Source organism: Phaeobacter sp. NW0010-22, assembly GCF_040365955.1.
GTDB lineage: Bacteria > Pseudomonadota > Alphaproteobacteria > Rhodobacterales > Rhodobacteraceae > OMPR01.
Genome location: NZ_BAABWT010000008.1, coordinates 203,059 through 229,617 on the forward strand (window position 1 = coordinate 203,059; position 26,559 = coordinate 229,617).

Here is a 26,559-nt window from a genome sequence, read left to right on the forward strand (position 1 = left end):
ATGTTCTTTCTGTGGGTTACGATAGACCCAACTGGGATCATACCGTAAGCTGTACGGAATTTTCCGATACGGCACTTCAGGATTTGAAATGGAACATTACGTCCTCTATCTAGCGATTGTCATTCTTGGGTACTGCCTGTTCGCCGGTAAAATGTCGGAATGGGCAATTACCATGCCGATGGTTTTTCTGTTGTTTGGCATTCTCGTGGGGTTACAGGGCGTTATCCTCAATCACGAAACGGCTGAACAGTTTCACCTCTTGGCCGAACTAACGCTTTCCATGTTGCTGTTCGCCGACGCGACCCAGTTGCGACGCGATGCGCTTGAAAAGATTGGGGAACGCACGGCCCGCATGCTCTTGTTGGGTCTGCCCATCGCGATCCTGTTTGGGTCTCTTTTGAATGTTATTTTGCTGCCCGATTGGCCCCTTTGGGAGGCCTGTCTGCTAGCCGCGCTACTGGCGCCGACCGATGCGGCGCTTGGGCAAGCCATTCAATCCAATCAGAAAATCCCAATCGCATTTCGCAATGCCATGAACGCGGAAAGCGGGTTGAATGACGGCTTGGCCCTGCCCTTTGTGATCTTTTTTGCCGGGCTCGCGATTGAACGCACCCCCGAAGCCGCTGCAGAAGGGACGCTATTGCATCTTCTTGCCACCCAAATTGGATTGGGCGTCTTAGCGGGGATTGCCGTTGGCTGCGCAGTTGGCATCGCACGCAACTTTTCAATCAAGCATAGGTTGATGGACGAAGGCCTAGCCCGTGTTGGCATGTTAGCTGCGGTTGGCGTCACCTATTTTGCCGCGGAACACATCGGCGGGAACTCATTCGTTGCGGTTTTCATATCAGGCATTGCATTTGCCAATACCGCCAAAGGCAGTGTGCATCAGGCCCGTGAATTCATCGAGGGCGACGGTCAGTTTCTGGCAATGCTAAGCTTTTTCTTCATTGGCGCCCTGTTTGTCCCCGAAGCGCTGAACCACGCGACCTGGGTCGGTTTGGCCGTTGTGTGTCTGTCGCTGGTATTGGTACGCCCTGTCGCAATCTGGATCTCTTTGATGGGAACGAACACCGCGCCGAATGAGCGGCTGTTTTACGGCTGGTTTGGGCCACGTGGGCTGGCAACTGCCCTGTTTGCGGTTTTCGTCGCTATGGATTTCGAGGGGCTGACACGGATCAATGATATAATAGTCATTTCCATGATGGCCGTTGTCGTATCCGCCTTTGTCCATGGTATTTCGGCCAAGTGGGCCCCACAAATCTTTCGCCTCGGCTCTTCGGCTGAACCAAATCATCAGGATCGCCCGTAATGCTGGACATACGCAAAGAAAGCCAAAGCACCACCAATGGATATCATTGGAGCGCCCTGCTCATCATGTTGCTGGGTTCAATCCTTTTGGAGCCTCTGTTTGGGTCATCTTTTGCAATCGAGTTGACCAGCCTTGCCCTGATTGAGCTGACCCTTGTTGGTGCCATTTTCTTTAGTCTGAAAGATCTGAGGTTCCGTCTGATCGGGGCTATCGTTACCTTGATCTGGTTTGGGTGCAGTTTGGCGGCGATGTTGAATGGGCACCTGAATGGGGTTGTCACGTTGATTTCCACGGGAATGATCATCGCCGCACCTATCATGACCTTTCGGGCCTTGTTGGCCCGTGACCAAGGGGATTTCGAAACCTTGATCGGTGGTGTTTTCGGCTATCTGTTACTGGCCGTAGTCTGGGCCATGTTCTATTCTCATATGATCCGCTGGCAGCCCGGTTCGATCGAATTTGTTGGCGATCACGACCTCTGGACTTCGATGGTGTATTTCAGCCTCGTGACCCTGACGAGCCTTGGGTATGGTGACATCTTGCCCATTCACCCTCTCGCCCGGATCGCCGCCGGATTACAGGCAGTTGTAGGCGTTTTGTATATTGCCGTGATGATCGGCAGCATTGTCGGCAACTATCGGATCGAAAAATTTGAAACCGAAGAAAAAGAGGGTGAGGGCAAATAGCAAGCCTCTTAACAGAAGTGTTGTAGTTTTTTCTTTGGTTGGCCACAAAGTGGCCAACCTATTCCTTGAAAACCTTGCTTGAATGAATCTCAGGATGGAGATGACAGGTGAGGTATGTATCGCAAAAATCCGCGACAGGCCCCAAAAGGCGCCTTCCTATGCCTCTTTTTGGGGTGGATGTGAACTTCTGCCGGAATGCGCAATGCGCTCAATTCGGCATTCCTCCAGATCCACGCGATGGGCGCGGTCTGAAGCTTTCGGTTGCCAACGCTAACTTCCCGCGTGGAACCGTTAAGGGTTCTGGCGATAAGAAGAACTTCACATGTGGATCCTGCGGAGAGGAATCCGTGTTGAAGAACAACCGGGCCATCGTCGAAGAATACATGAGGATGAGACGATTGCAACGCCCTGCTGGCAAAGGGCAATCCTGCAAGAACGAAGACTGCCTTTCTCATGGAAAATCGTTCCGTGCGCGGCCGGAACTGTATCGAAAATCGGGGCAGACCAAGGCAGGGAACCAGCGCCTATGTTGCAAACGGTGTGGTTCGACCTTCACCATCGGACACCCGGCAAGAAACCACCGGCGGCAGTCGAAAAACGGGCAAGTTCTCAAACTGCTCGTTCATGGCACATCCTTTTCGAAGATTTCGGAAATTGCGGACATGGCGCACCGCGATGTCTATCGAAAAATCGACTTCATCTATGATCAGATCAAAAACTTCACAGCCAAGCGTGAAGGAGATCTGCGGCATGTAGACTGGGAAAAGGCTGGTCGTCGATTTGCCACCGACAGCCAGACCCTGACACTGAACTGGCCGAACAGGAAGACACGATCATTCGTCGCACTGAACCATCTCTGCACAGCCCACGCCAATTCCGGTTACATTGTGTTGGGGCATTTGCAATTCGACCCGGGCATCGACATGGAGCAGATCGAATTGGATATGACCCTCAATGGCGATATCGGGGTTGATCGCTGCTGGCGGGAGCATGGTAGGCTCTGGACCGCGTCCGAGTTCAAGGAGTACCTGGACGACATCACCCGAGAAATCGAGATCGACCCTGAGATAGCACCCGATGTCGATCTGGGCCTGCAGCTACCACACGAAGGCGCGCTGATCCGGCACGATATCCAGCAATACGCACACGCTCTGGTTTTGCGGCGGATGATTTCCAGATCTGACCATCGTTTCTACTTCGTTCAGGATGGGGAGGCCGGGCTGAGTAAGGCCTTTGCAGCAGTTTTTGCGCCGGAAGTGCGATTGGGTCGCGTCGATGTGGCAACAGTGGCGTTCGACAAGTATCAATCCAACGACATCCGCGAGGCGCTCTACGCTCAGGGGCGAAGAGAGCTCAGGAATGATCTGGGGTTGACCAAGCACCAGCTCGACTCGCTGCCGCGGTTCGTGTTCGAGGAAGAATTGGATCGAGAGATTGCGAAGCGCCTGTATGGGCATCCGACAGGCACCCCTTTCCACTGGCCCTATCATTCACAATCCGAGCCAAGCCGCGTCGTCCATTTGAGAACAGATCGCACGGCGATGTCCGTTGAACGGCGGGCTCGGTTGATGCGTTTGGCAACCCTCCGCAGCGTCGACTCGTATTTCCACAAGATCAGGAGCAACATCAAGGCGGCTGAGCGCCCAGTTGCCACACCCAGCGGGAATGGCCGCTTTTGGGATCGTCATCACCTCTACAAGCCGGAGATGATGGTCAAAATTGTCGAGATTTACCGTTTCCACCACAACTGGATGGGAACGAGAAAAACAAAACAGACACCAGCAATGAAGCTCGGCATTGCCAAAGGCAAGATTTACGAAAGGGACCTGTTCGGAGAATGATGTTATCCCTTCCGGTTTGCCCTTGGCGCCATCCGGGGTGGGCTTCCTACAAAGACTGCCGCCAATCGAAAGCTTTATTGTTACTTCCCTTGTTTCCAGCTCCGCTTCCAACCCATACCTATGAGCCAGAGGATACCAGCATAAGCAAGGGTCACCGGAGCCTCCTGAACAAATCCATCGAGCTGAAATAGCTTCTTGAATGGAAAACTGGCAAAAATTGCCAACCCCATCAGTAATCCCAATGCCCAGTTAACACTGGGAGTTTTGTGGATAGCTATGGGAGCCAATACCAGTGCGACGAATCCAAATAGCAATGAGGCTTGGGAATACTTCAATCCAATCGGCACTGCGAGCAACAGGGTTAGAAATACAATTGCGGCGATCAACACACTATATTTGTTCATCTTTTTCCTCAATATTCGAAACTACTCAATCGCTCATATTCGGTGCCACGATTGCGGTCAATGACTGCCTTCGGAAAGTAAAATGCGCGCCATGATATGACGCGCATCTTTCAACACTTTTGGTAAGAGGCTTGGGCAAATAGGTACGCTGCATTTGCTGCAAGACGCCCTCATAGGGGTGATCGAAATCAGCCCGCGCGTGGATTTTGCCCCCGTTAACAGCGCCTTACGCAGCGCTAGGTCGGCGGATTTGTCTTTTGTTGATACATGGAAAAATGGCCAGCCTGTCGAGACAGGGCTGGCCAGTTCATTCCGGTCAGACGCGGTTCGGCGGGCCACAAAGCGAATGATGTATTAGAATTGGGGCGGACACCCGCCCCATTCCATCAGCTGTTCGGGCGCACTCGCGCGGCTGTCTTATCCGCGAAAGCCGCCAAACGTTCACGCGCGGCGGGCTGAGTGTTCACAACCCCTGCAACAACCGCTTCGGAGTACGCCGCATCAAAGGCCGACATGTTCTGCATATGGCTGATGGCGGAACAGATGGCAAAGTTGGTGAGCGGCAGGTTTTGAGCGGCACGGCACGCCAAATCCATCGCTTTGTCCATGCTGGACCCTTCGACGATGTATTGTGCCAAACCGAGATCTACGGCTTCTTGACCCTGATACACACGGCCGGTCAGCATCATGTCGATCATGCGTGCCTTGCCAACCAGATCGGCCACGCGAATGGTTGCGCCGCCTCCGGTGAACAGCCCACGCTGCCCCTCGGGCAGGCCAAAATAGGTGGATTGATCCATCACACGGATATGAGCTGAGCTGGCCAATTCGAGACCACCGCCAACAACAGCACCTTGCAGGGCTGCAATCACAGGCACCCCACCATATTCCATTTTGTTAAACGCCTCGTGCCAACGCAAACACACATGCATGAAATCGGCGGGACTGCGGTCCGCATCATGATGTTCGATCAGGTCGAGGCCGGCGCAGAAGTGATCACCGGAGCCTGCCAGAACCACCGCTTTGACCCCAGCGCGCGGTGCGGTGGCAAAGAAATCCACCAGCTCGTCAATCGTGGCCAGATCCAAGGCGTTGCGTTTCGTCGGGCGATTTAGGGTTACAACCCAAACGCCATCGTCATGGACATCAAAGGCGAGGTTTTCAAAGCGGGACTGGTCGATTTCAACGGTCATTTTCGTGTCTTTCAACTGAGTGCGGTCTGCGCCGCGAAAAATAAGGATAGATGCAAGGCGCCCGCGATCATGGGCGCCTTTTTCAAAGGTCAGAGAATTGCAGCCAACAGGCTGTCACCACCGTCAAGAATACGATCACGCTGGACACCGGCATCGGTCAGGACGTGATCGGCATAGAACCGAGCAGAAGCCACTTTCGCCGCCATGAATTCCGGATCTTCACCACGGGCCAACGCTGCCTCAGCCACCAACAAAGCGCGTGCCAACTGCCAACCCGCAACCAGATTACCGGCCAACATCAGATAGGGGACACCCGCACCGAATACCGAATTCATGCTCTCGGACGCTGTTCCGACCAGATGTGCGACGACGTCCTGAAACGCCAAACGCGCAACGCCAAGACGTTTGGCAACAGCCTGTGCTTGATCTGACCCTTTGGCCAGTTCCTGTTCGGTTTCTTCGATCAGGGCCGCAAATTTCAACGCTGTCGCGCCGCGATCCCGCAGGGTTTTACGCCCAACCAGATCATTGGCCTGAATGGCTGTGGTGCCTTCGTAGATTGGCAAGATACGGGCATCACGGTAGTGCTGCGCGGCGCCAGTTTCTTCGATAAAGCCCATTCCGCCATGGACCTGCACGCCCATCGAGGCGACCTCGACACCGGATTCAGTACAATAGCCTTTCACAAGCGGCGTCAGGAATTCCCCCATCGCTGCCGCGTGCGCGCGCGCCTCTGCCGTGTCAGCATGACGGGCCAGATCTTGCCAGCCAGCCGAATAAGCCGCCATTGCCCGGCCACCTTCGGTCAAAACCCGCATCCGCGCCAACAAGCGCCGTACATCTGGGTGATGGACGATCGTAACCGCATCCCGCGATGATCCGTCCACGGGGCGGCTTTGCACCCGGTCATTGGCATAGGCCAGCGCCTGCTGGTAAGCGCGTTCCGCGATTGCAACACCTTGCAAACCAACGCCAAAACGAGCGGAGTTCATCATTTCGAACATATATTCGAGCCCTGAATTCTCTTCGCCGATCAGATAACCAGTCGCCTCTTCGAATTCCAGAACCGCCGTGGGGCTCGCTTTGATCCCCAGTTTGTGTTCGACGCTGACACAGCGTACCGAATTCCGGTCACCGGGCGTACCTTCGGGCGTGACAAAGAACTTGGGTACCAAGAACAGGCTGATCCCTTTTACACCTGCGGGCGCATCCGGCGTGCGGGCCAGCACCAAATGCACGGTGTTTTCGGACATGTCATGCTCACCATAGGTGATAAAGATCTTGGTGCCCGAAACCGTATAGGTCCCGTCCTCTTGCCGGTTGGCCCGACTGCGCAACAAGGCAAGATCGCTGCCCGCTTGTGGTTCCGTCAGGTTCATCGTGCCGGTCCATTTGCCGGACACAAGATTTTCAAGGTAGACCGATTTCATGTCGTCAGACCCTGCGGTCAACAACGCTTCGATCGCGCCATCTGTCAGCAAGGGGCACAGGGCAAAGCTCATGTTCGCGGCGTTCACGATTTCCGTGCCGGCAGCCCCGATTGCGCGCGGCAGACCCTGACCGCCGAATTCCTCGGGGTGTTGCAGGCTTTGCCAGCCCATTTCGACAAATTTTGCATAGGCTTCGGAAAACCCATCAGGCAATGTCACGCGGCCATTGCCATAGCTTGATCCGGCTTCGTCACCCGGTGCATTCAAGGGGGCGATCTCTTCTGCGCAAAAACGGCCATATTCCTCAAGCACCGCTGCGGCGTCTTCCAGATCCAGATCCCGATATGGGGGCAACTGGGACACCTCTGACCATCCAGAAAGATGTTCAAGATTGAAAAGCATGTCTTTTGTCGGGGCGGCAAAGGTCACGAGGTGATCTCCCAAGTTGAATTCGTTAGGGGCTACATAGGATGTCCATGCCCGGTGCGGCTATCTCCGAGATGGACGCAAAACTTGCAAAAAGTGACAAATCTTGCGATACGCGACGTAAGATGAGCATTCACCATTCCCCCCCCATTTTGCCCACCGTTTCGCGGGCTTTTTTGCAAGACTGGCTAACGACGCTCAGCAATCAATGCCCGCCGCAACGCCTGTCTGAAATCCTGCGGCAAGCGGGGGTGTCCTTTACCGGAACGCCGCGTTCGCGTGTCACCCATGATCAGTTTGTGCGTCTTTATAAATTGGTCGTTGATGAAACCCAGGACGAGATGATGGGCCTGTGGAGCCGCCCAATTCGCCCCGGCGCGCTTAAGCATTTGTGTACATCTGTTCGGGGCGCTTCTTCTTTGTCAGCGGCCCTGTTTCGCTTTACGTCGTTCTGGAACCTACTGTTGGACGACTATCAGCTGACACTTGAAAGCGACGGGGACCTGTTGCGCGTCGAATTGTTGCCGCGCGGCACCCCGATACCGCAACGGTTTGGGCAGGTTCTTTTGCTGAAACTGACACACGGGATCGCATCATGGCTGGTGGGGCGCGAACTGCCCCTGCATGACGTTGGCTTTATTTTCCCACGACCTGATTTTGCACAAGACTATCCCATCTTGTTCCCGGCCCCCGTGCGTTTTGATCAGCCGTTTTCGTCGATCACCTTTGCCGGAGTACAGGCGGAAATGCCCGTTTCGCGCAGCGATTCAGAGATGCAGGATTTTTTGCATCGCGCGCCCCGCGATTGGATCTTTACCAGCCTGCGGGAACACACTCTGTCACTGCAAATTCGGGAATTGCTGCTGCAAGCGGAACAGCTTGATTACCGGCTGAACGATGCGGCTCAGGCCCTCAACCTGACACCGCGCACTTTGATGCGCCGCCTTGATGCCGAAGGCACCTCTTTTCAAGGAATCAAAGATGATCTGAGGCGGGACATTGCCATTCGGGATCTGACGCATGGAAACAAAAGCATCGAGGCAATCTCACAAGACATTGGGTTTGCTTCGGCGGCCAATTTCCATCGCGCGTTCAAACGATGGACCGACGCGACGCCCGGCACTTATCGTCAGAAAATGCCCTAGACACCGCTTTTGGCTTGGCAATTGTCCGGGAAAGACGCTGTTTTTCCAGTCTTGCGTCTCACCCAACTCTTACGTGTATTTTCATAGCAAATAACCTGCGCCTTTTGGTTGATTTTTGTGTGCGTAATCTGGAAACTCATCTCAAACCGAACGGTGCGTTTAAGAGGTAGGCAAGAATGAATTCAAGCAAACAAAAACAGTCTTTGATTGCACGCGTAATCAAAGAACCTCTTTTTGCTTTCATGATCGTCGGAGGTCTTATTTTTGGAATTTCCGCAGCCCTTCAACCTCAAACCTCTGAAAAATCTGACAATATTATCGAAGTTTCTGATGTAACCATCGACAGACTAACGGCTCAATTCGACGCAGCTTGGAAACGCGATCCGACGCCAGAGGAAATGCAGGGCCTAATCGATACCTTCATTCGAGAAGAAGTGTTGGTTCGCGAAGCACTCGCATTGTCCATGGATCAAGCAGACGCTGTGATCCGCCGTCGATTGGTGCAGAAAATGACCTTTCTGATGGAATCCGCATCTTCGGGTGCACAGCCCTCTGACGCGGAATTGCAGGCCTTTTTTGAAGCCAACAAAGACACGTATGCCGGCAAGCAGAAGCAAAGCCTAGAACAGGTTTATTTGGGGGCACAGGTATCGCAAGACGACGCATCGCGCGCATTGGCAGCATTGAACGATGGTGCGGATCCGCTAACGGTCGGGCAACCTTCGCTGATGCCCGGCGCTTTGACGCGCGCCCCCGCGCAAGTCGTTGATGCCACCTTTGGCAGAGGGTTCTTTGCCAGCGTCCTGTCGCAGCCCACCGGAGTTTGGGAAGGGCCCGTCAGGTCGGGCTATGGATATCACTTGGTGCGTGTAACCGAACGGCCAGTGGCGGCCGAACCAGCCCTAGATGACGTCAAAGAAAAGGTAATTGAAGACTGGGCGCAGCAAGCCACCGACGACATATCCAAAAAAATGTACCAATCCATGTTAGCGAATTTCGAAATCAACCTGCCCGACGCACAAGAAAACGTAACGCAATGAGGATGTGGATCGCAGCATTTTTTGCCTTCATCGTTGCGTGCCTCCCTGCGCAACCCGTTTTGGCGCACGCATTGCAACCCGGATATCTTGAAATATCTCATCTGGGTGCCGAGACATATCGGGTTTTCTGGCGCAAGCCGGATGTACGTGGCAAAGCCATGGCGCTTGAGGCCACTTTGCCCGAAAACTGCACTCCGTCCATTGGGCCCGAGCCCAGATTTGACGGAATCGCATGGATCGCATCTTGGTCGGCAACCTGTTCAGGGGGGCTTGCGGGCGGTCAAATCAACATTGGTGGCCTGGAAAACACCCAAACGGATGTTCTGGTCCGTTATCCGTCTTCGACAGGCACCGCATTAACACAACGCCTAACGCCGGATTATACGTCATTTGAAATCCAGTCAAACCCCGATATCTGGACCGTTATCGGCAGCTATTTCTACCTTGGGCTAGAGCATATTCTAGGTGGGTTCGATCATCTGCTATTTGTATTGGCCCTGCTTTTGTTGATCCGGGACCGATGGCGGCTTGTTGGGGCGATCACCGCTTTTACAGTCGCTCACAGCATCACAATGGCGGGTGCCACGCTTGGCTATGTGTCCCTGCCCGGCCCCCCGGTCGAAGCCGTCATTGCCCTGTCGATCATGTTTGTCGCCTCTGAATTGCTGAAACGGGATCCAGACACGCCGCGTTTTTCCGAGTTGTATCCATGGAGCGTTTCGTTCTTGTTTGGCTTGCTGCACGGGTTTGGCTTTGCGGGTGCTTTGGCGGAAATTGGGCTACCGCCCGGCGATGTTCCCTTGGCGTTGCTGTCGTTCAACCTTGGTGTTGAGGCGGGTCAGCTTTTGTTTATCGCGGTGATATTGGTCGCGGGTTATATCCTCAAACGTCTGTTAGAGCCGCGCGGTCTGCTGCCGCCCAAACTCCGCATGAATGTAAGTTGGGGGTCTGCTCAGCTGATCGGTATCATGGCCGCCTATTGGCTGATCGAACGGGTCACGGGTATCCTGACATAGCGCCATCAGCGGCTCAGGGCGTTCACTGATTTGGCTTTGGCAATCATCCAATCACGCACCTGTTCCGCCTGCGGAATAAGCGGCGTCTCTGTTGACCAAACCAAATAAAAGCCGTTGCCGGTTTCCCAGCTCCATTCGGGGCGTGCGGCCAGCAGCCCTTTTTCGATCAGATTGTCGGTGACATGCTGCCAGCCAAAGGCAAACCCCTCGCCCGCCATGGCGGCCTGCAAAACCAAAGCATAGTCATTCAAGCGCAGACCCGCCTTTGGGGTTCCAGCCGGCACCCCAAAATGGGCAAACCATTGATCCCATGTGGGCCTTTCGCGAACCGGTTCTTCGAGATGGATCAAACGTTCGTGCAGCAAATTCGCAGCGGTCTTCAAATTGATCGCTGTGGCCATCAACCGGGGGTTCGCAATCGGGAAAATGACCTCGGGCGCGATCAACACCGATTGCACACCGGGCCAAACCCCATTGCCCCGTCGAATGGCCAGACTGATCCCTTCTGAGCCGATATCCGGCTCTCGGTCACTGGTCTGCAATCGCAAATCAACGTTTGGATGTTTCTCGTGCAGATCTTCGAGCCGGGGCACCATCCAATAATAGGCAAAGGCGGTTGAAACCGACAGGGTCACGTGATCGTTCTGGCCGCGTTGATGGATCGCAAAGGCCGCGTTCTGAATATGGCCCAAGCCAATGGACACATCCGTAAAAAACCGCTCGCCCGCTTTGGTCAGTTCTATCTTTCGATGGCTGCGATGAAACAGGGTAACACCCAGCGACCCTTCCAACTGCTTGATTGCCATGCTGACCGCAGGTTGCTGAATGTTCAATTCTCCTGCCGCCCGTGTGAATGATCCAAGACGCGCGGCGGCCTCGAAAACAATCAAGTGACGCGGGCTATTCAAGAGTTTCCAAAGATTTCGCATTTTCTGTGCTTATCCTAAAGATCAAAAATTTCAAGCGTCACAAGGGCAATTCGCACAGCTAACATTCGACAACCAAATGTTGCTGGAGACACCCCATGGCCAGACGTTCCCGCGCTGCGCGTGACAGACAGACCCAAATACCCGGCGCGCCTGCATCGCCTTGGATCAAACGAACATTGCCGTTCTTTGACATGCTGGACGAAGAGGCCCTGCAAAAACTAGAGGCCCAAGTGGATTGGCTGTTGGAGGACATTGGCATTGCCTTTCGCGACGACCCAGAGGCCCTGCGGATCTGGAAACAAGCGGGCGCCACGCTGGACGGGGATATCATCCGCGCCGATGCCAAGTGGATCCGTGCCTTATGCGCCAAAGCCCCCAGCGAATTTACCCAACTGGCCCGAAACCCCGCACGCTCGGTTACCATAGGGGGCAACAATCAGGTTTTCGCGCCCATATATGGGGCGCCGTTTGTACGCGATCTGGAAGGCGGTCGCCGATATGGTGACATGGATAGCTTTGAAAAGCTGGTCAAACTCACCTACACGCACCCCAATCTGCATCACGGGGGTTTCGTCATCTGCGAACCCTGTGATGAGCCGGTTTCCAAACGTCATTTCGATATGCTTTTCGCGCATATGACGCTCAGCGACAAACCCCATCTTGGGGCGATCACCGAAATGAGCCGCGCCCAAGACAGCATCGACATGGCGGAAATCGTCTTTGGCCGCGATGTGATGGACAACAATTGCGTCATCATGGGCAACGTCAACACCAACTCTCCGTTGTTGGTGGACAAGGTGGTGACCGAAGCCATCCGCACCTATTCTGCCCGGGGTCAAGGGATTATCGTGGTCCCATTTATCCTGTCTGGCGCGATGGGCCCGGTGTCCACCGCCGCTTCCGTCGCCCAAGCCATGGCCGAGGCGATGATGGTCTGCGCCTTTACCCAGATCGTCCGCCCCGGCGCACCTTTTGTGCTGGGGAATTTCCTGAGTTCAATGTCGTTGAAATCCGGCGCGCCCACGTTTGGCATGCCAGAGCCGGTGATTTCGAACTATGCCATTGGCCAGCTTGCACGCCGTGCCGGCCTGCCGTTGCGATGCGGCGGGTCGCTGACTGCCTCCAAGATCGAGGATGCACAAGCCGCTTATGAAAGTGCGGACTCAATGCATTCCACCATGCTGGCGGGGGCCAACTATGTGCTGCATTCGGCTGGCTGGCTCGAAGGGGGTCTGTGCACCGGGTTTGAAAAGCTCATTATGGATGCCGACCGTCTGGGATCATATCAAAAGGTGCTGTCCCAAGGCTTGGACACAAGCGACGAAGCCTTTGCGCGGGATGCCTATGGCGAAGTTGCCCCCGGCGGTCATTTTCTTGGCTCCGGGCACACCATGCGCAACTATCAGACCGCGTTTTATGAACCTGCCCTCAGCGACAGTGAAAACGTCGAAAGCTGGGAAGACGCCGGATCAAAGGACATGCGCCAACGCGCCTATGATCGCTGGAATGAAATGCTGTCCCAATACGAGGCTCCGCCAATGGACCCCGCAACCAAGGAAGAGCTGTCAGCCTATGTTGCCAAACGCAAGGAAGAGATCCCCGATGCTTGGTACTGAGAAACGTTAACACCGCGACGATCCAGTCTGCCCCCCCTGCACGCCTGTCAAAGAGAGTCCACATGCCCGAAATTCAAAGCGACACCTCAACCACCAGCAAAAAGCTGCCCTCTCACGCCAAAGTCGTCATTATTGGCGGCGGTGTTGTTGGCTGTTCCATTCTGTATCATCTGGCCAAATTCGGCTGGAAAGACGCCGTTCTGCTGGAACGGGATGAGCTGACGTCGGGCTCGTCCTGGCACGCGGCCGGTCAGATCCACACCATCAGTTCCGACCCAAACATCTCGCGCCTGCAAAGCTATACCATTGATCTGTATAAAGAGATCGAAGAGCTATCGGGCCACTCGGTCGGGCTGCACATCACCGGCGGGTTTTATCTGGCCTCGAACAAAACGTGGTATGACTATCTCAAACGCGAACGCTCCAAGGCGCGTTACATGGGGCTCAACCAGGAATTCATCTCCCCAAAAGAGGTGGCCGAGCGTCATCCGCTGATTGATCCCAGCCACTATCATGCGGCGCTGTGGGATGATCAGGATGGCGATCTGGACCCGTCTGGGGCCACCTATGCCTTTGCCAAAGCCGCCAAAGTCCACGGCGCGCAATATTTCACGCACACCCCCGCAACTGCCACCAAACAGCGCCCCGACGGCAGCTGGGATGTGACCACGCCCAAGGGTGTGATCAACGCCGAACACATTGTGAACTGCGGTGGCCTGTGGGCGCGCGAGGTCGGGCATATGCAGGGTCTGAACCTGCCTGTGCAGCCGATGGAACATCACTATCTGATCACTGAAAAAATCGACGCCGTTGCCAACCACCCAACCCGCCTGCCTGCGGGCATTGATTACGAGGCGAACATCTACTTCCGCCAGGAACGTCAGGGGATGCTTTTGGGCACGTACGAACCCAAAGGCACCCCTTGGAAAGTGGGCGGCACGCCTTGGGATTTCGGGCATGAACTGCTGCAACCTGATCTGGACCGTATTGCCGACCGACTAGAGATGTCATTCGAACGTATCCCAGCGATTGGCGAGGCCGGTATCAAGGACATGATCAACGGGCCGTTTACCTTTGGCCCGGATGGCAACCCGATGATTGGCCCGGTGCCGGGGATGAAAAACTATTGGTGCGCCGTCGGGGTGATGGCCGGGTTCTGTCAGGGCGGCGGCGTTGGTCTGACCATGGCAGAATGGATGATCGACGGCGAACCCAGCATTGATGTCTGGGCGATGGATGTGGCCCGTTTTGGTGATTTTGCCACCCCCGACTGGGGCACGGTCAAATCGACCGAGAACTACGAACGTCGCTTTGTCATGACCTTTCCCAACGAAACGCTGCCCAAGGGACGGATGCAAAAAGCCACCGCCCTGCACGACCGCCTTGTCGCCAAAGGCGCGCGGATGGGGCAAAGTTTTGGCTTGGAAAATGCGTTGTGGTTTGCGGATGGGCCTGAGGACGCCCACGAAGACCCCACATTCGAGCGCAATCGCAGCCATGACTATGTCGCGCGCGAGGTCAAAGCCGTGCGCGAAGCGGTGGGCGGCATTGAAATCGCCAATTTCGCCAAACATGAATTCAAAGGCGCAGGCGCACGGGCGTATCTGGATCGGACCCTTGCAGGATACGTTCCCAAACCGGGCCGCCTGACCCTGACACCCATGCTGACACCCAAGGGTAAACTGTACGGGGATCTGACTGTTGCCTGTTTAAGCGAGGAGCATTTCATCCTGTTTGGCTCGGGCACCATGCAAGAAGCCCATCGCCGTTGGTTTGAAAAGGATCTGCCCAGCGATGTGATCTATGCCAACGTCAGCGACGACTGGCATGGGATTGCCCTGTCCGGCCCAAAATCGCGCGATTTGCTGGCCCGGCTCACCCGTGACGACGTGTCAGCAGAGGCATTCAAATTCCGCGATCTGCGCCAGACCTATGTCGGGGGCGTCCCTGTCATTTTGAACCGCATCTCGTTCAGTGGTGAACTGGGCTATGAAATCTATTGCAAACCACAATACCTGCTGCGTCTGGCCGAAGCGGTTGAAGAGGCAGGCGCCGACTTGGGCTATCGCTGGTATGGCGCACGTGCGCTGATGTCTATGCGACTGGAAAAAGGTTGGGGCGTGTGGACGCTGGATTTCCGGCCCGATTTCGACGCCGTTGAATCCGGGATGGATGTGTTCATCAACTGGAAAAAAGACTTCGTCGGCAAAGACGCCACCCTTGCGGCACGTGATACCGGCCCCAAACAAAAACTGGTCACGATGACCATCGATGTAGACGGAATTGATGTCAGCAACGACGAAGCCATTCTGAAAGATGGCGCCGCTGTCGGCTATATCTCATCCGGGGGGTATGCCCACCATGTCGGCAAATCCATGGCCATGGGCTATGTCACCAGCCCAAACGCAGAGCCGGGCACCCATCTGCAGGTGGAAATTCTGGGCGAACTTTATGAAGCCGAAGTGTTGGGCGCGCCGATCTACGACGCAAACGGTGCCAACATGCGGGCCTAACCCTGCCAAATCCCCATTGCGTGCCCTTGAAACAGGGCACGCAAAACTTCTGATCCTACTATGATTTGGTGAGCCAGATTTTGCGACGGCGTTCTTTGACCAACTCGTTTCCATCTGCCGTGCCATCGTGAAAGGTATTGAACCACCGATCCCAAGGCGTTTCCCACGTGCCATAGTTGCAGTCGAAAAACTTGTGATGCAGCTGATGAAAGAAATCACCCAGCGCGAATTTTCCGACTTTACCCAACTTGATGTTTTCGAAACCCGCATGGGACGTGGGCGCACCGATCCCGTGATGTAAAAGCAAGAACAACACATGCACCGGATGCGCGGGCAGCAGGAAAAAGATCATGGTGTCAAACATCAGGAAAAAGCTCTCGACCGGGTGCATGGCCAAACCAGACCACGGGCCGGTGTTGATGTTCTTGTGATGCCAACTGTGAAACCACGTATACAGCTTGCCAACATGCAACAGCCGATGCAGCCAATAGAAATGCAGCCCGGCCCAAATTGGGATAAACACGATCAGTGCAACGAACCAGCTCGGGTTGCTCTGGACCGTGATCATCGACGCCCAGCCATTGGCATAGGCGTACCACATCAGGCATTCCCAGAACGTCCAGAACGCCAGCGCGGGACCCAGAGTCCAGAACATGTTGTCCCAGACCTGATTTTTGAAATAGAAAACCTTGGCCCCCTTGGCCATGGGGCGCATGTCATAGCGATAGTCGTCTTGCTGCGTTCGGTATTTCCAAAGCGCCAAATGCAGCCCTCCGGCCACAGTCACCAAAAGGATCAGGTTTCGCACCCAGATTTCAAAGACCCAACCCGCTTGCAGCGTTTTCATGCGAGTCAATTCGGGCGTGAACCACGTCCAGACGGCCATCGCAACGATCAGGATCAGAAACCGCAATCCGGCTGGGTTCCAGCTCTGCAAGAGATAGACCATCGACGCCACAGGTCGCGCTGGCCAATCCCAATAGGGTGCCATGTTCAACGGCAAGTTAGGCGTGTAGTTCCATATCTTACGCGAGGCACGCTTTGTTTCGGGGGTATCCATCAACGGCCTCCCCAATATTTTTGCATGGTGATGTTGGCGCGTTTCATTGCAATATTCCCCAAATTCGCACGATAGAATAGTTTTGCGAAAGGAAACGCTTGGCGCACAGCCCAAATATCCTCATGATCCGATAACTTTTTTTTATCATGACAAGAGACAAAGATGCGCAGACGCCTGCCCCCTTTGAACGCATTGCTCGCCTTTGAAGCGGCGGCGCGTCATGGCAATTTCACGCGCGCCGCGCACGAACTTTCTGTCGCGCAGCCAGCTGTTACGCGCCACATTGCAAATCTCGAAAACTGGTTTGGCACTTCGCTTTTTAAGAGAAATGGCAATCACGTCTCGCTGACCGCGCAGGGACAAGAAGTTGCCGATCTGGCACTTGGGGCCTTTGATCGACTTGAACTAGGGTTTGACCGTCTGGCAAAACGCGGTGAAAACGAGCTGGTGATCGGGGCGTCTTTTGGCATGGCGCACCTCTGGGTCATGCCCCGTATTTCAGAACTCCGTGATGCTGCACATGGTGCAGCGATCAACTTTGTCACGTCTGATACATACACTGATTTTGACAGCAATAAGGTCGACTTTTCGATCCGCTTTGGCACAGGTCACTGGCCAGGGTACGCGGCTGATTTGTTATTTCGCGAAGAAGTCCAAGTGATCGCCACGCCCAAATTTTTGCAAGCGCACCCAAGCCTTGATCCCAACAATCTGACCGAAACGCTCACACAGGATTGGATGTTGGATCACGGAGATGAACACGCAATCGGCTGGTTCACGTGGCACACTTGGCATCAACATCATCAACTTGGATTTGACACCACACGCCTATTTACAGAAATTCGCAACTATCCAACCCTGCTGGATATGGTTCTTTCTGGCGAAGGGGTTGGGTTGGGCTCTTCTGGATTAGAAGATCCGCACGTTCTCTCTGGCGAACTTGTAAGATTAGGGCCCGTGATCAGCCGACCCGACCATGGCTATTACTTGGTCTATGACCCTGATACGCTTGAAAAACCCGCAGCCCAAAATTTGCGAAATCATCTTTTGACCGAAGCAAAGCATCGCTTAGACTCCGGCGCAACGCCGTAAGTTCGAAACCGAATTGCCATCGACCCAGTAGAACATGACACAAGGATTCAAACCGTGGCCTCAAACAAACAGTCCCTGACGCCACCGAACCAACTGTCGCCAAACCTTAGGGGTGTTCTATGGGCGTTGTTGTCCACTGCTATCTTTGCCTTGGTCGCTGCCCTCGCCAAAGTTGCGTCGGGCCAATACCATGTTTTGCAGATCCTGTTCATTCGCCAAGTTGTTGTGTTTTTTGCGGCGGTCCCTTCGATCGCCGGTAATTTTCCGCACAGCCTGCGCACGCAGCACCCCAAACTGCACATGATCCGCCTGATCGGGGCCTTTCTGGCCTTGTCCTGTAGTATATGGGCGGTTTCGGTGTTGCCACTAACGACTGCAATCACCCTTACCTTTGCTCAGGTCTTTTTTGTGACCCTGTTGGCCATGTGGTTTCTAGGCGAACCCGTTGGCCGCCATCGTATCACGGCTGTTGTCGTTGGCTTTGTCGGCGTTCTTTTCGCGACGCGCCCCGGTGTCAGCGGCTTTTTTGATGTCTATGCACTTGTCCCGATCCTCGGCGCGTTGGGGGCGGCCATGGCTGTCACCTCGGTTCGCCGTTTGTCACAAACGGAATCCACCGGAACGCTATTGGCCTATCAGGCCATTTTTGTCGGGGCTTTGGCCGGTATTCCTATGTTCTGGCTGTGGGAAGCCCCAGACGCCCAAGGGTGGATGTTGATGATCGGCATGGGCGCTTTGTCCAGCGTAGGTCAGTGGATTGGCGTCAAAGCATTGCGCCTTGGCGAAGCCAGTGTCGTTACCAACATCCAATACATGAAACTGATCTATGCAGCGATCTTGGGCTATATCCTGTTTATGGAAATCCCAGATTCCAACACTCTGATTGGGGCTGCAATCATCATCGGGTCGTCTGTTTACATGATGCATCGGGAACGGCGTCTAAAGATTGGCGCAGAAAAATCAGCCTTTGCAGGACCGCGAAACTAGCCATTTTTCGTTACAGAATTAGCAGAAAAAGAGGTGTCGGTTCTTGCAATGATCCTTCGCAACGGTACGGGCAGCCACCTGCTAGAATCGTGCAAAGTGGCCCCACACCCAAGCCCCTCGTGCGGAGACCTGCCATGACTGACCAAACGCCCCCAACCCGTGCCCGCGCTGGCGGACGGTCTGCACGCCGTGCATTACGCAGCGCCCCCAATTTTGAAATGCTGCCCGGACTCAACCGCAATATTCCCCTGTGCGAGGTGATGGATGAGGCGCAGGTTGAGCGCATTGATAACGCCTCGATGGACATTCTGGAAAACGTGGGTGTCCACTTCCGAGATCCCATTGCAATCGAAGATTGGAAAAAAGCCGGTGCCAAAGTGGTGGGCGAAACCGTCTATCTGGATCGCGGTCTGGTCCGGGATCTGATTTCCACCATCCCCAGCGATTTCACCTATCACGCCCGTGATCCCAAAAAGAACGTGCGTCTGGGTGGCAAGCATTCGATCTTTGTTCCGATGACGGGTGCGCCGTTTCTGCGCGATTTGGACGACGTGCGCCGCAACCCGATGTTGGACGATCTGGCGATGTTCCACAAACTGGCGCACATGATGCCCGCGTTGCATTCCTCAGCGCATCACATTGTCGAACCCTATGACCACCCAATCAGCCAGCGCCACCTGCAGATCACCTATTCGTCGATGAAATATTCCGACAAAACGTTCATGGGCATGACCACCTCGCCCAAGAACGCCGAAGACGTGATGGACATGTGCGCCATCTTGTTTGGCGAAGAGTTCATTGAAAACAATCCCGTCACAACGGGCAACTGCAACGGCAACTCGCCACTGGTTTGGGATGAAACCATGCTGGGGGCCTTGCGCGCCTTTTGCCGCCGCAACCAACCTGTGCTGTGCTCTCCGTTCGTTCTTGGTGGGGCCAATACGCCCGCTAGTGTTGCTGCCTCGGTTGCGCAACTGAATGCCGAAGCTCTCAGCGCATTGGCCTATACACAGGTTATTCGCCGGGGCTGTCCGGCGATTTATGGCCATTATCTGTCGACTGTTTCGATGAAATCCGGTGCCCCGATGGCAGGCACGCCGGAAATCAGTCTGATGAATTTCATGATCGGTCAAATGGCGCGGCACTATGATGTGCCTTGGCGCACCTCAAACACCTTGGGCGGGGCCAAAACATTTGACGCGCAGGCGGGATATGAATCCGCAACCACACTGTCATCTGTGATCCACGCCGGGGCCAACTACATCTGGCATTCCGCCGGCTGGAACGAAGCGGGCATGCACTGCTCTGTCGCCAAGTTCATCGTTGATGCGGAACAATGCGCGATGGCCTATCGCATGGCCGAGGGGCCCAACTGGGATGATTTTGACACCGCCATTGCCGCTGTTTCGGATATCGGACCGGGCGGGCACTATCTTGGGCACCCTCACACCCAAGAGAACTTTCAATCTGCCTTCTTCATGCCTGACATGTTCGACAACAATTCAATCGAACAGTGGATTGCCGAGGGCAGTGTCGAAATCACGGAACGTGCTCTGAAACACGCCAAAAAACTGCTAAGCGAATATCAGGAACCCGCGCTGGATATCGCCAAGGATGAAGAGTTGCGTGACTATATCGCGCGCCGCGAACGTGAAATTCCAGCCGCGGATGAACTGAACCAAAGCTACTAAAACCCAAAGGCCTGCCCGGCCCAATCAGTTGAAAGGGATCATTTTGGATTTCACCAACAAACGTGCCTTGGTGACAGGTGCAGCAGGGGGCATTGGGTCGGCGATTGTTGCGCAATTGCGCGCCGCCGGGGCCAAAGTGGCGGTCGCAGACCAGGACGTTACCAATATCATGGCCGAGGCTCATTTGCCCGGTGACCTGACCGACCCGCAGTACGCATCGACATTGCCCGATCAGGCGGCACAGGCCTTAGGCGGGTTGGACATCGTCATCAACAACGCAGGCATTATGCGGCGCGGTCCTGTAACCGCCAGCAGTGACGAGGATTTCGACCTCTCTATCGCGGTTAATGTCAAAGCCCCGTTTCAGGTGTGCCGCGCAGCGATCCCCCTACTCGCGGCCAACGGAGGGGGTGCCATCGTCAACACAGCGTCTTGTTGGGGCGTTCATCCGGGGCCGGATCACGCGGTGTATTGCATGACCAAAGCCGCCATCGCATCGCTGACGAAATGCATGGGGCGCGATCACGCCCACCAAGGCATCCGCGTCAATGCGGTCTGCCCGAACGAGGTGGACACCCCCATGCTGCGCACCGGGTTTGAACTGCGCGGATATGATCCCGCCACAGCCATCGCTGAGCTGGACAAAACCGTTCCAATCGGGCGCATTGCCCAACCCGAAGACATCGCCGAGGTGGTCCTGTTCCTCGCCTCAGATCATGCGCGCTATATGTGTGGCGAATTGGTAGAGGTAAACGGGGGCAAGCCTGTGTCATGAAGCGGTTTACAGACAAAGTGGCATTGATCACGGGCGGGCGCAGCGGCATAGGTCAGGCCATTGCCCACCGCCTACGCAACGAAGGGGCCAAGGTCTTTACCGCGCAACGCGCGCCAGATCCCGATTTCCCCAGTTTCACCGCTGATTTCAGCGACCCGACAACCCCGGCACAGGTGATAGAGCAGGTCATTGCGGACAGCGGGCAGCTTGATGTGCTCGTCAACAACGCGGGCATGATGCAGGAGTCCAGTATCGAGGCCATGTCGTTGGAGGATTGGCAGCGTAATCTGACGGTGAACCTAACCGCACCTTTCCTTCTCATCCAAGCCGCCCTGCCCCATCTGCGTGCAACACAAGGCAGTATCGTCAATATCGGTTCGATTGAGGGGCTAGGCGCGAACCCCGGCCATGCGGCCTATTGCGCATCAAAGGCAGGGTTACACGGGCTGACCCGTGCAGTTGCAGTTGATCATGGCCCCGAAGGCATTCGATGCAACGCTGTTGCACCGGGTTGGATCGACACTGATTTGAATCAGGATTTCATCGACAGCATGGACGATCCACAGGCATTTCGCCGCGATATCGGCAAGATTCACCCCGTAGATCGCACCGGCACCCCGGCCGAGGTCGCAGCCCTCGTGGCTTTTCTTGCCGCCGAAGAATCCGGGTTCATCACCGGGCAAGTTTACACAGTCGACGGGGGGCGCATGGCAAAGTTGAGCCTGCCGTAACCCCGCTTTACCCCGTTAGAAGATATGGGTTATGGCGCGCTATTCATTGCCTGCGCGCCACTCTTTCCACCGCAAAACAACATTCGCACCGATATCGGACAAAGGCCTAGGGGGCAGCGCTTTGGGCTGCGCTTCAGCCGTGAAATATCGCGTGATTTCGGTATCTTCACCGCATGCCATTTCTGCCGCGCCCATTCCGGTCAGGGTGCCCCGCGCCGTTCCAAGCCCGTTCTGGACACAGGCAGAAAACACTCCATCATCCACGGCACGCATCACGGACACGCCATTCAGTGACAGACAAAGGTGCCCGGCCCATTTGTATTCCATCGCCATCCCCGCCAGTTGCGGAAACCGTTGGTCAAACTTGCCCTGCTGAACGCGCGCTGCGCGATCTACGTCGCCCTGACTTGCGGTCATGCCGGGCCGCAACACCGCACATGTGCGCGTGATGACTCGATTACCTCCCTGCGCGGTATCAATCCGGCGCATCGTGGTGCCCATCGGATCTGACGGCGTGACGCCCCATCGCGGGGCACCCCCGAGACGCTTCAACGTCTCTGCATCCAAATCAGGTGTCATCGAGGCAAAGAGAAACAGTTGCATCAACCGGCCACGTTCAATGCCAAAGCTTTCCAGATGCCCGTTGTTGGCCAGTATAACTTTGGCGGCAGACACCGACCCGGTTTCTGTGCGCACCATCCAATCCTGACCTTGCCGCGTGAACCCGGTAACGGCGGAATTCTCAAACACCTGCACCCGATCACGCAGACCGCGCGCCAATCCACGAATGTAGCCCGCTGGCTGCAACGTCACAGTTCCCGGCGTGTAGAGGCCCGAGCGATAATGCGGCGACCCTGTGAGGTCCTGCATCTGGTGCTGATCCAGCATGTCAGACGTTTCACCAAGCGAGGCGAGATGTTTGGCATAGCTGAGATTGTGGTCATGACCCGCAGCGCTGGCTGCGCCGTTCACCTTACCCGCAGGATCAAAATAGGCGGGATCAATGCCATATTCCTCAACCGCCGCCCTGCCAAATGCAATCGCTTGCCGATTGAGACCAATCAGGGCCTGATCATCCCCAGATCCCGCATAATCGTCCGAGGCCAAATCATGCGGCAGATCGATCATAAAGCCGGAATTCCGCCCCGCCGCGCCTTGGGCCACGCGCCCTGCCTCTAACACGACAACGCGGGCATCTGGCTGCAATTGGGTCAACCGACGCGCAGCTGACAAGCCTGCAAACCCGCCCCCAACGATCACAAAATCAGCCGTTAGATCGGCCCGCAGCACCTCTGGAGCGGCCTGAGGCCCCAGAATTGTGTTCCAAGCTGCCGGTCCACGTTGAACCGGCAGTCTCTTGGCCCTGTAGGCGGTCAATCGATTGCCTCGTCAGCATCGTCGCTCAGGTCAATCCAGATGGTTTTCAGTTGAGTGTACTGATCATGCGCGTGCAAGGAATTGTCGCGCCCGCCAAAGCCGGACTGCTTGTAGCCCCCAAACGGGGTCGAAATGTCGCCCTCGCCAAAGCTGTTGACCGTCACCGTCCCGGCCCGCAACATCCGCGCGCCGCGAATGGCGCGTTTGGCGTTGGCCGTGAACAAAGACGCGCACAGACCGTAATCGGTGTCATTGGCGATTTTAATCGCCTCGTCAAAACCGCCCACTTCGATCACCGACAGAACCGGACCAAAGATCTCTTCGCGTGCCAAGGGGTGATCATTTCCGGGGATGTGGACCACTGTCGCCTCGACAAATCCGTTTTCCGCTTTGCCACCGATTGCAACATCATCCGCCTGATCCAGATACCCGCATACTTTGTTATAATGGGTTTCGCTGACCAGTGCCCCCATACGGATTTCTGGGTCCAACGGATCCCCCACATTCCAGTGGCGCGCATGTATGGCGATGCGCTCCATCAGCTCGGCCTTTACATCACGATGCACAATCAGGCGCGACGAGGCGGAACAGTTTTCACCCATGTTCCAGAACGCACCATTGACGATGTGTTGCGCCACACGGTCCAGATTTTCGGCATCCTCCATCACAACGGCCGGGTTCTTACCACCCATTTCCAGCACCACCTCTTTGGCATTGCTTTCGGCGGAGTAGCTCAGGAACCGCTTGCCGGTTGCGGTTGAGCCGGTGAACGACACCATATCAATGTCCATATGCCGACCAATGGGTTCGCCCACCTCGGCACCGCCACCGGGCACAATATTCAGCACCCCGCGCGGTAGGCCCGCTTCGGCTGCAATTTCTGCCACCCGCAGTGTGGTCAACGACGTTTCGGCGGCAGGTTTCACGACAAGTGAACAGCCAGCGGCCAAAGCTGGGCCAATTTTCCACGCCAACATAAGCAATGGGAAATTCCATGGCAGCACCAGCCCCACGACGCCAATCGGTTCGCGTACGACCATCGCAATATGATCGTCCGACGCCGGCGAAACCTGATCATAGATTTTGTCGATCGCTTCGGCGTGCCACTTGATGCAATGGATCGTTTCGGGGATATCCACCGTTTCGCAGTCAAAGATGGTTTTGCCGCTGTCGATGCTTTCCATCACGGCCAGCTCGCGGGCGTTTCGCGTCAACAACTTGGCAAAGCGGATCAGGATATCCTTCCGCTCTGACGGGTGCATCCGTGACCAGCGCCCATCCTCAAACGCGTCGCGTGCTTTGGAGACGGCGAAATCCACATCCTCGGCCCCGCAGGCGGCAATCTCTGCGAGTGTTTCGCCCGTTGCCGGGTTCACAGTGGCAAAGGTTTTGCCCGATGCCGCGGGGCGGTATCCACCGTCGATATAGGCATTCACCGGCAAGGTAAGGTCGCCAGCAAGGGCGCGGTATTCTTCTTGTGTCAGCAAATCCATGGCTCTTACCCCTCTGCCTGAATGTCAGCGATGGTGCGTTTCAGCACCTTGATCACCTGTTCCAAGGCGCGTTTATCGTCTTTGTTCAACCCCTTGAGCGGCGGACGCATTGGGCCGGTATCTATCCCATTCAAAGTCACGCCATGCTTGATGCATTGAATGAATTTCCCGCCCTGCTCCAACACGCGCATCAAGGGCATCATCGCCGCCATGATCCGGCGACCTTTGTCGAAATTGCCCTCGACCGCGCAGGCATTGTACAGCGCCAGATGTTCAGCCGGCAAAAAGTTCGACCCACCGCAAACCCAACTGCGCGCACCCCAGGCAAAGAATTCCAGCGCCTGATCATCCATGCCACAGGACATTTGAATATGTGGATAGTCGCGCGCCAGCAGGTGCACCCGGTTGATATCGCCTGAGCTTTCTTTGATCGCACAGATATTGCGGGACCGTCCCACCCGGTCCAAGAACTCTTCGCCCATGTGCACGCCCATGCGACCTGGATAGTTATACAGCATCACAGGCAAGTTCGCGGCCTTGTCGATGGCCAACGCATTCAATGCGTTTTCCCGTTCTGTTGGAACCGAATAGGGCGGCGTGGCCAGCAAGATCGCATCGGCGCCGATCTCGCGCGCGCCGGTTGCCAAAGCGATTGAATCCGGCGTCATCATGGCCCCGGTCCCAACAATTACAGGCACCCGGCCTTTGGATTGTTCGCGGGTGAATTTGGCCACTGCAATGCGTTCCTCGACACCCTGTGCGTAGTTCTCACCGGTTGATCCGCCTGAGATCAGCCCATGCACGCCAGAACTGATCAGGAATTCGATCACCTCGGCCAGAGCCTCCCAATGGACGCTGCCATCATCGTGAAACGGCGTCACGACAGGGGTATAGATCCCCTCGAATTTGAAAATCGGAGTCATCATGTCCTCATGCAGGGGTTTTGCGCGCCATGGTGCCCAACGGCATATCCAACCCGGCGGGCATTACAAAAAGTTCGATTTGGTCGCGCGACAGATTCCAGTGATCAATCGCCAATTGCGCGGCAGCTGCGGCATCTTTGACCTCAATCGCGGCAATAATTGCATCATGTTGGGCGCTGGCCTCTGACACGTTGTCAGCCATGCGGGCGTCTTGCGGACGGTAGAAGGTCATCGAAATTCGCGCGTGGTCAATCAACAGACGCTGAAACGACGGCATCAGGTAAATGTTGTCAGCCATTTCACCCGTGACCTCGTGGAACCGGTTGTTTGCCATTGCACGCGCCGCGCCATCACCGCGATGCAGGGCGGCTTTGAAATCCTCTTGTGCGGCCTTCAAATCGACAATCTGTTCGGGCCGCGCATTTTGCGCCGCCAATTGCAGCACTGCGCCGTAAACCATCGGGGCCGCCAGAAAGAAGTCGCGCAGGGTGGTGTGCGACATTTCACTGACCCGCGCCCCGCGATTTTCGCGCAGGTCAAGATACCCCTCGCCCGCCAATTGACGAAACACCTCACGCAAGGGGGTGCGCGACAAAGAAAAATCTTCGCTCAGGCTTGCCTCATCCAAATCGGCACCGGGGCGCAGTTCCAATGTCATGACAGCCGACTTGAGATGCGCATAAAGCTCAGCTTTGCGCTGTTTGGACGTGTCTTTCATGTCTTCCCCTCATTTCTGAGTGTCTGTTTGCTGCAAATGAAACCTGCACAAACCGTGAGTCGATTACTGATTAGACTTGAAAATACAATTTGTACACAATAAAAATACCTGAGCAAAACAGCGTCGCAACCGACTCACCCCACGCGCCACCAGAAAGCTCCCCA

At 55.5% G+C, this 26,559-nt stretch carries 22 protein-coding genes; 13 read left to right on the plus strand and 9 right to left on the minus strand.

All coding sequences use genetic code 11. The features are described 5' to 3' along the window. Window positions 1–88 precede the first annotated feature (88 nt). The 3 genes from ABWV33_RS17715 to ABWV33_RS17725 all read left to right on the plus strand — a co-directional run bounded on the left by ABWV33_RS17715 (window position 89) and on the right by ABWV33_RS17725 (window position 3,836). Window positions 89–1,309 (plus strand): cation:proton antiporter, encoded by a 1,221-nt coding sequence (locus tag ABWV33_RS17715; RefSeq protein WP_353332638.1) that lies wholly within the window; start codon window positions 89–91, stop codon window positions 1,307–1,309. Further along, entirely contained in the window at window positions 1,309–1,995 is a 687-nt protein-coding gene (locus tag ABWV33_RS17720; RefSeq protein ID WP_113822059.1) for a potassium channel family protein, read from the plus strand. Before ABWV33_RS17715 ends, ABWV33_RS17720 begins: the two co-directional genes overlap by 1 nt. Window positions 1,996–2,657: 662 nt before the next feature. Beyond that, window positions 2,658–3,836, plus strand: a complete 1,179-nt coding sequence (locus tag ABWV33_RS17725) for a hypothetical protein (protein ID WP_353332640.1) — start codon at window positions 2,658–2,660, stop codon at window positions 3,834–3,836. Window positions 3,837–3,916: 80 nt separating this feature from the next. Here the strand turns inward: ABWV33_RS17725 and ABWV33_RS17730 are convergent, their stop codons facing one another. The 3 genes from ABWV33_RS17730 to ABWV33_RS17740 form a co-directional block, all read right to left on the minus strand. Continuing rightward, window positions 3,917–4,240: a hypothetical protein gene (locus ABWV33_RS17730; protein ID WP_353332642.1), complete on the minus strand. Its 324-nt coding sequence runs from the start codon at window positions 4,238–4,240 to the stop codon at window positions 3,917–3,919. Between the two features lie 386 nt (window positions 4,241–4,626). After that, window positions 4,627–5,433: a methylthioacryloyl-CoA hydratase gene (dmdD, locus tag ABWV33_RS17735; protein WP_353332644.1), complete on the minus strand. Its 807-nt coding sequence runs from the start codon at window positions 5,431–5,433 to the stop codon at window positions 4,627–4,629. An 89-nt stretch (window positions 5,434–5,522) separates the two neighbouring features. Further along, window positions 5,523–7,292 carry an acyl-CoA dehydrogenase gene (locus ABWV33_RS17740; RefSeq protein ID WP_353332646.1) on the minus strand — a complete coding sequence of 590 codons (1,770 nt, stop codon included), beginning with the start codon at window positions 7,290–7,292 and terminating at the stop codon, window positions 5,523–5,525. A 41-nt stretch (window positions 7,293–7,333) separates the two neighbouring features. Between ABWV33_RS17740 and ABWV33_RS17745 the strand changes: the two genes are divergently transcribed. The 3 genes from ABWV33_RS17745 to ABWV33_RS17755 all read left to right on the plus strand — a co-directional run bounded on the left by ABWV33_RS17745 (window position 7,334) and on the right by ABWV33_RS17755 (window position 10,490). Next, entirely contained in the window at window positions 7,334–8,434 is a 1,101-nt protein-coding gene (locus ABWV33_RS17745; RefSeq protein WP_353332648.1) for an AraC family transcriptional regulator, read from the plus strand. Between the two features lie 176 nt (window positions 8,435–8,610). Continuing rightward, complete coding sequence (locus tag ABWV33_RS17750; RefSeq protein ID WP_353332650.1) at window positions 8,611–9,474, plus strand: peptidyl-prolyl cis-trans isomerase; 864 nt, start codon at window positions 8,611–8,613, stop codon at window positions 9,472–9,474. Further along, complete coding sequence (locus ABWV33_RS17755; RefSeq protein ID WP_353332652.1) at window positions 9,471–10,490, plus strand: HupE/UreJ family protein; 1,020 nt, start codon at window positions 9,471–9,473, stop codon at window positions 10,488–10,490. Before ABWV33_RS17750 ends, ABWV33_RS17755 begins: the two co-directional genes overlap by 4 nt. 5 nt (window positions 10,491–10,495) lie before the next feature. Here the strand turns inward: ABWV33_RS17755 and ABWV33_RS17760 are convergent, their stop codons facing one another. Further along, the gene (locus tag ABWV33_RS17760; RefSeq protein ID WP_353332654.1) at window positions 10,496–11,419 is read right to left on the minus strand and encodes a LysR substrate-binding domain-containing protein; all 924 of its coding nucleotides are present in this window, start codon (window positions 11,417–11,419) and stop codon (window positions 10,496–10,498) included. A 95-nt stretch (window positions 11,420–11,514) separates the two neighbouring features. Here ABWV33_RS17760 and ABWV33_RS17765 point away from each other — a divergent pair, with 95 nt between their 5' ends. Continuing rightward, a complete protein-coding gene (locus ABWV33_RS17765; RefSeq protein ID WP_353332656.1) occupies window positions 11,515–13,035 on the plus strand; it encodes a trimethylamine methyltransferase family protein in 1,521 nt (506 codons plus the stop codon). A gap of 62 nt (window positions 13,036–13,097) precedes the next feature. Beyond that, entirely contained in the window at window positions 13,098–15,548 is a 2,451-nt protein-coding gene (locus ABWV33_RS17770) for a GcvT family protein (protein WP_353332658.1), read from the plus strand. A gap of 58 nt (window positions 15,549–15,606) precedes the next feature. Here ABWV33_RS17770 and ABWV33_RS17775 read toward each other — a convergent pair whose 3' ends face one another. Then, a complete protein-coding gene (locus ABWV33_RS17775; RefSeq protein ID WP_353332660.1) occupies window positions 15,607–16,608 on the minus strand; it encodes a sterol desaturase family protein in 1,002 nt (333 codons plus the stop codon). 162 nt (window positions 16,609–16,770) lie between these two features. Between ABWV33_RS17775 and ABWV33_RS17780 the strand changes: the two genes are divergently transcribed. The 5 genes from ABWV33_RS17780 to ABWV33_RS17800 all read left to right on the plus strand — a co-directional run bounded on the left by ABWV33_RS17780 (window position 16,771) and on the right by ABWV33_RS17800 (window position 21,884). Next, window positions 16,771–17,700 (plus strand): LysR substrate-binding domain-containing protein, encoded by a 930-nt coding sequence (locus ABWV33_RS17780; protein WP_353332662.1) that lies wholly within the window; start codon window positions 16,771–16,773, stop codon window positions 17,698–17,700. 54 nt (window positions 17,701–17,754) lie between these two features. Continuing rightward, window positions 17,755–18,687, plus strand: coding sequence for a DMT family transporter (locus tag ABWV33_RS17785; RefSeq protein ID WP_353332663.1), 933 nt, complete (start codon window positions 17,755–17,757; stop codon window positions 18,685–18,687). 134 nt (window positions 18,688–18,821) lie between these two features. After that, on the plus strand, window positions 18,822–20,378 hold the full coding sequence (locus ABWV33_RS17790; protein WP_353332665.1) for a trimethylamine methyltransferase family protein: 1,557 nt from the start codon (window positions 18,822–18,824) through the stop codon (window positions 20,376–20,378). A 40-nt stretch (window positions 20,379–20,418) separates the two neighbouring features. Continuing rightward, window positions 20,419–21,153 (plus strand): SDR family NAD(P)-dependent oxidoreductase, encoded by a 735-nt coding sequence (locus ABWV33_RS17795; protein ID WP_502930922.1) that lies wholly within the window; start codon window positions 20,419–20,421, stop codon window positions 21,151–21,153. Then, window positions 21,150–21,884 carry an SDR family NAD(P)-dependent oxidoreductase gene (locus ABWV33_RS17800; protein WP_353332669.1) on the plus strand — a complete coding sequence of 245 codons (735 nt, stop codon included), beginning with the start codon at window positions 21,150–21,152 and terminating at the stop codon, window positions 21,882–21,884. Before ABWV33_RS17795 ends, ABWV33_RS17800 begins: the two co-directional genes overlap by 4 nt. 39 nt (window positions 21,885–21,923) lie before the next feature. Here the strand turns inward: ABWV33_RS17800 and ABWV33_RS17805 are convergent, their stop codons facing one another. The 4 genes from ABWV33_RS17805 to ABWV33_RS17820 are packed head-to-tail and all read right to left on the minus strand — an operon-like array spanning window position 21,924 to window position 26,395. Continuing rightward, a complete protein-coding gene (locus tag ABWV33_RS17805) occupies window positions 21,924–23,261 on the minus strand; it encodes an NAD(P)/FAD-dependent oxidoreductase (RefSeq protein ID WP_353332671.1) in 1,338 nt (445 codons plus the stop codon). After that, window positions 23,258–24,754, minus strand: coding sequence for an aldehyde dehydrogenase (locus ABWV33_RS17810; RefSeq protein ID WP_353332673.1), 1,497 nt, complete (start codon window positions 24,752–24,754; stop codon window positions 23,258–23,260). The genes ABWV33_RS17805 and ABWV33_RS17810 overlap by 4 nt, the downstream gene beginning before the upstream one ends. Window positions 24,755–24,759: 5 nt before the next feature. Next, complete coding sequence (locus tag ABWV33_RS17815) at window positions 24,760–25,677, minus strand: dihydrodipicolinate synthase family protein (RefSeq protein WP_121998908.1); 918 nt, start codon at window positions 25,675–25,677, stop codon at window positions 24,760–24,762. A 7-nt stretch (window positions 25,678–25,684) separates the two neighbouring features. Then, window positions 25,685–26,395 (minus strand): GntR family transcriptional regulator, encoded by a 711-nt coding sequence (locus ABWV33_RS17820; protein WP_353332675.1) that lies wholly within the window; start codon window positions 26,393–26,395, stop codon window positions 25,685–25,687. Window positions 26,396–26,559 lie beyond the last annotated feature (164 nt).

Excerpts from the sequence above, each read along its gene's own strand:
- ABWV33_RS17765 (WP_353332656.1), top strand. The coding sequence starts at position 11,515 with ATGGCCAGACGTTCCCGCGCTGCGCGTGACAGACAGACCCAAATACCC.
- ABWV33_RS17780 (WP_353332662.1), top strand. The coding sequence starts at position 16,771 with ATGCGCAGACGCCTGCCCCCTTTGAACGCATTGCTCGCCTTTGAAGCG.
- dmdD (WP_353332644.1), bottom strand. The coding sequence starts at position 5,433 with ATGACCGTTGAAATCGACCAGTCCCGCTTTGAAAACCTCGCCTTTGAT.
- ABWV33_RS17720 (WP_113822059.1), top strand. The coding sequence starts at position 1,309 with ATGCTGGACATACGCAAAGAAAGCCAAAGCACCACCAATGGATATCAT.
- ABWV33_RS17775 (WP_353332660.1), bottom strand. The coding sequence starts at position 16,608 with ATGGATACCCCCGAAACAAAGCGTGCCTCGCGTAAGATATGGAACTAC.
- ABWV33_RS17745 (WP_353332648.1), top strand. The coding sequence starts at position 7,334 with ATGTCCATGCCCGGTGCGGCTATCTCCGAGATGGACGCAAAACTTGCA.
- ABWV33_RS17770 (WP_353332658.1), top strand. The coding sequence starts at position 13,098 with ATGCCCGAAATTCAAAGCGACACCTCAACCACCAGCAAAAAGCTGCCC.
- ABWV33_RS17730 (WP_353332642.1), bottom strand. The coding sequence starts at position 4,240 with ATGAACAAATATAGTGTGTTGATCGCCGCAATTGTATTTCTAACCCTG.
- ABWV33_RS17725 (WP_353332640.1), top strand. The coding sequence starts at position 2,658 with ATGGCGCACCGCGATGTCTATCGAAAAATCGACTTCATCTATGATCAG.
- ABWV33_RS17820 (WP_353332675.1), bottom strand. The coding sequence starts at position 26,395 with ATGAAAGACACGTCCAAACAGCGCAAAGCTGAGCTTTATGCGCATCTC.
- ABWV33_RS17760 (WP_353332654.1), bottom strand. The coding sequence starts at position 11,419 with ATGCGAAATCTTTGGAAACTCTTGAATAGCCCGCGTCACTTGATTGTT.
- ABWV33_RS17715 (WP_353332638.1), top strand. The coding sequence starts at position 89 with ATGGAACATTACGTCCTCTATCTAGCGATTGTCATTCTTGGGTACTGC.
- ABWV33_RS17810 (WP_353332673.1), bottom strand. The coding sequence starts at position 24,754 with ATGGATTTGCTGACACAAGAAGAATACCGCGCCCTTGCTGGCGACCTT.
- ABWV33_RS17815 (WP_121998908.1), bottom strand. The coding sequence starts at position 25,677 with ATGACTCCGATTTTCAAATTCGAGGGGATCTATACCCCTGTCGTGACG.
- ABWV33_RS17790 (WP_353332665.1), top strand. The coding sequence starts at position 18,822 with ATGACTGACCAAACGCCCCCAACCCGTGCCCGCGCTGGCGGACGGTCT.
- ABWV33_RS17755 (WP_353332652.1), top strand. The coding sequence starts at position 9,471 with ATGAGGATGTGGATCGCAGCATTTTTTGCCTTCATCGTTGCGTGCCTC.
- ABWV33_RS17800 (WP_353332669.1), top strand. The coding sequence starts at position 21,150 with ATGAAGCGGTTTACAGACAAAGTGGCATTGATCACGGGCGGGCGCAGC.
- ABWV33_RS17750 (WP_353332650.1), top strand. The coding sequence starts at position 8,611 with ATGAATTCAAGCAAACAAAAACAGTCTTTGATTGCACGCGTAATCAAA.